Origin of the sequence: Cytobacillus sp. Bac17, assembly GCF_024519925.1 — a bacterium.
Taxonomy (GTDB): domain Bacteria; phylum Bacillota; class Bacilli; order Bacillales; family Cytobacillaceae; genus Cytobacillus; species Cytobacillus pseudoceanisediminis.
Genome location: NZ_JALJRC010000069.1, coordinates 1 through 2,925 on the forward strand (window position 1 = coordinate 1; position 2,925 = coordinate 2,925).

The window sequence follows — 2,925 nt, forward strand, 5'->3', positions numbered from 1 at the left end:
AAAAGAAAATTTAAACGAATTAGAAACCTATGAAAAAGATTTTAAAAAAGCTATGAAAGAACAAAATGCTATTTTAGAAGTATCAAAGTATCCAGTAAAGGATACTGATGTCATTAAAGGAAATAAGGTAACGGAAGAAAACGTGGAGACCGTTTTGGCGTTAGACAACGCCCTTTCTTACAAAAGATTAATAGGGTATGGTGGTCTGCTGAAGGAAATCCATAAGGAATTGAATTTGGGAGATGCAGAGGACGGGGATCTCGTTAATATTTCTCAAGATGACGAAGTTGCAAACGGTACTTTTGATGTCATTGCTCGATGGCATATTGGATTAAAAAATTATGTGATTCAGAGGGGTTGATGTTGTTGACCCCTTCGAAATAAAAATGAGAAGGGCGCACTTATACATTGACACTTGTCAATGTGTGCTCAAACCATCCAAAAGCCCCTGCGGGTTAAACGGCAAAGCCGTTATTTAGTCGCCGAAGGGCGACCCCATTTTTTAGAACTGACAAGTGTCAGTGCATAAATGGGCACTGCGTTCTTTTCGGAACTTGTGAAACTGTCAAAATCTCAAAAAGGAGAACTGAAAAAATCATGAGTGAAATTCCAAAATTATTAACGATTGCAGACCTAACCACAAGATGGAAAATGCCAAGACAGAGCATTCACGAGAAGAAGAATGAAACGGATTTTCCAAAGCCGGTTCAGTTCGTTGCGAATGGTCGGACTGCTTTGTATTTGGAAAGTGATATTGAAGCCTACGAGAAAAAATATTCATGGATTACTTCTCCAGAAAAAAGACGAAACCGACAAAGATTTATTTGGTCTTTGATGAATCAATGATAAAATATTCTTACCAACTCATGAGGGGTTGGCTCTAGGAAACAGAGTAGACCTAACCAAAAAGTAGACCTTCCCTATCGCTCTTACCACAAGTTCAAGGGAGGTCTATTTTTTATTTGTTTAAGAAAAGGCTATTTTGCCATTCATATCGAATCTTTTGGTAGAGGTGATTCAATATGAAAAACGATTTATATTACTCTAGCAAAGATGTTGCAAAGCGACTTTCGATAGAGCCAGTCACCGTTAGAAAATACTCTCAAATGCTTGAAGAACAGGGATATACCTTTAAAAAAGACGATAAAAATTGGAGACAATATAGCGAGGATGATATTCATTTTTTGGAGTATATATGTCACCTGAAAGATATGGGGAAATCACTCGATGAGTCCATCCAGCACGTAGCAAGTTTGTTTCGCTCTCGTTTGAATATAGCGAATATCGATATTTCGCTACAACAGGAAGAGGAAAACCCGTTTTTGCAATTTATGAAAAGCCAGGAAGAGTTTAATAAAAAACTTCTGGAGCGAATGGATCAGCGAGATAAAAATTTAATGGCAGCCATTCGAGAATTACAAGATACAAAGAAACAGATTGCAGCTGCATCTCAAAAAAAGTGGTGGCAGTTTTGGAAGTAGACAAAAACAGTTCGGTAGATAGGTTCGTTTATATTGAGTGATTCCCTTTAGTAAACTCGATAGGTGTGCCCCACAGGGCGAATTTTCCCTGTGGGGTATGCCTTTCGGGTTTAAGGGAATGGAGGCTCGATGTCAACGGTTCTATGCTATCGTAATCGGATAGTCTGTTTTGTTTGAAGGGAGGCCCCTAGTGATGTCGGCAAGGAGATATAGCACAACGTGGAAAAAGATTTATGAACTTGGTTCCAGTGAAGATGAATTAAACCATGCTTATGCTCAAATGATTGCTACTGCAATTGATGTTCGTGTCAGGAAAGGGATAACTCAATCGGAACTAGCGAGTAGAAGTGGTTTGACAACAAGTATGATTTCAAAAATTGAAAGTCAAAATAGCGTGCCAACCATCAAAACCTTTTTGAAATATATGCGTGGTTTAGACTTGGATTGGGAGTTTGTTTATAAGCAAAAAAAGCCTTGATTTTAGGGCTTTTTTTATGGTTTTAGAACTCGTTGAAAACGAGTTCCTACTTCTCTTGATACCTTTAGAAACAACTAGTATTTTAAAAATAGGCTTGAAGCCTTGATATAACTAGCTTGAAGCTAGTTTTTTGTGGTAGACAGCAGAAAACCCCTGTGATAAGGTTGAAGTGACGAGCAACAACCAAATATTACAGGGGGCTTTCTATGCCTTCTAGGAAGGCGGTTTTCTATTATCATGTACCAAAATAATAACATTGAAACGTCCGAGAAATCAACTACCGAAATTTTGGTAGACAAAACGAAATCGGGCAAAGAGAGAGATTGGAAAGGCAAAAAGAAACGTTCGCTTTTAACAGCAGATCACTTCGAGGTTGCAGGATTACATAGCAAAGCTGAACGGATGAAAGATTGTGCCACGCAATTAGTTTTCAAACATACAGGAGAAGCGTTGAAACTATACCAAGCATGGTTCTGTAAAGTGAGGTTATGTCCTATGTGCAACTGGCGAAGGTCATTGAAAATTGCTTATCACAATAAGAGAATCGTAGAGACGGTCAATGAGCGCGAAAACGTTCGTTGGCTATTCCTAACCCTCACCGTCAAAAATACGGACGCTGAGAGTCTTTCTGAGACGATTTCAGCTATGTTTAAGGCTTTTAATGGGATGACCAGAAGGAAGGTCTTTAAAACGTCTGTAAGGGGCTATTTTCGAGCCTTAGAGGTCACAAAGAATCGAGACCCTGAAAGTGAGTCATTCGGAACCTATCATCCTCACTTTCATGTGTTGCTCTGTGTTCCTCCTAGCTATTTTGCAAAGAATTACATAAAGCAGTCAGAATGGACAAGCCTTTGGCAAAAAGCTATGAAGCTAGATTATAAGCCAATTGTTCATATTCAAAAAGTAAAACCAAAAGAAAATTTAAACGAATTAGAAACCTATGAAAAAGATTTTAAAAAAGCTATG

5 protein-coding genes are annotated in these 2,925 nt (G+C 38.3%); all 5 read left to right on the plus strand.

Annotated elements, in window-relative coordinates:
- Positions 1 to 361 (plus strand): protein rep (locus NR125_RS29055; protein ID WP_256816826.1); only part of this gene is annotated, 361 nt, incomplete at its 5' end.
- A gap of 236 nt (positions 362 to 597) precedes the next feature.
- The gene (locus tag NR125_RS29060) at positions 598 to 846 is read left to right on the plus strand and encodes a hypothetical protein (RefSeq protein ID WP_256816828.1); all 249 of its coding nucleotides are present in this window, start codon (positions 598 to 600) and stop codon (positions 844 to 846) included.
- Positions 847 to 1,022: 176 nt separating this feature from the next.
- Positions 1,023 to 1,481: a DUF3967 domain-containing protein gene (locus tag NR125_RS29065; protein WP_256816830.1), complete on the plus strand. Its 459-nt coding sequence runs from the start codon at positions 1,023 to 1,025 to the stop codon at positions 1,479 to 1,481.
- A gap of 193 nt (positions 1,482 to 1,674) precedes the next feature.
- On the plus strand, positions 1,675 to 1,959 hold the full coding sequence (locus NR125_RS29070) for a helix-turn-helix domain-containing protein (protein ID WP_256816832.1): 285 nt from the start codon (positions 1,675 to 1,677) through the stop codon (positions 1,957 to 1,959).
- A gap of 237 nt (positions 1,960 to 2,196) precedes the next feature.
- A partial coding sequence (locus NR125_RS29075) for a protein rep (protein ID WP_256816833.1) occupies positions 2,197 to 2,925 on the plus strand: 729 nt, incomplete at its 3' end.

What these genes read in the sequence shown, in the direction of transcription:
- NR125_RS29060 (WP_256816828.1), top strand. Translation starts at nt 598, where the DNA reads ATGAGTGAAATTCCAAAATTATTAACGATTGCAGACCTAACCACAAGA.
- NR125_RS29065 (WP_256816830.1), top strand. Translation starts at nt 1,023, where the DNA reads ATGAAAAACGATTTATATTACTCTAGCAAAGATGTTGCAAAGCGACTT.
- NR125_RS29070 (WP_256816832.1), top strand. Translation starts at nt 1,675, where the DNA reads ATGTCGGCAAGGAGATATAGCACAACGTGGAAAAAGATTTATGAACTT.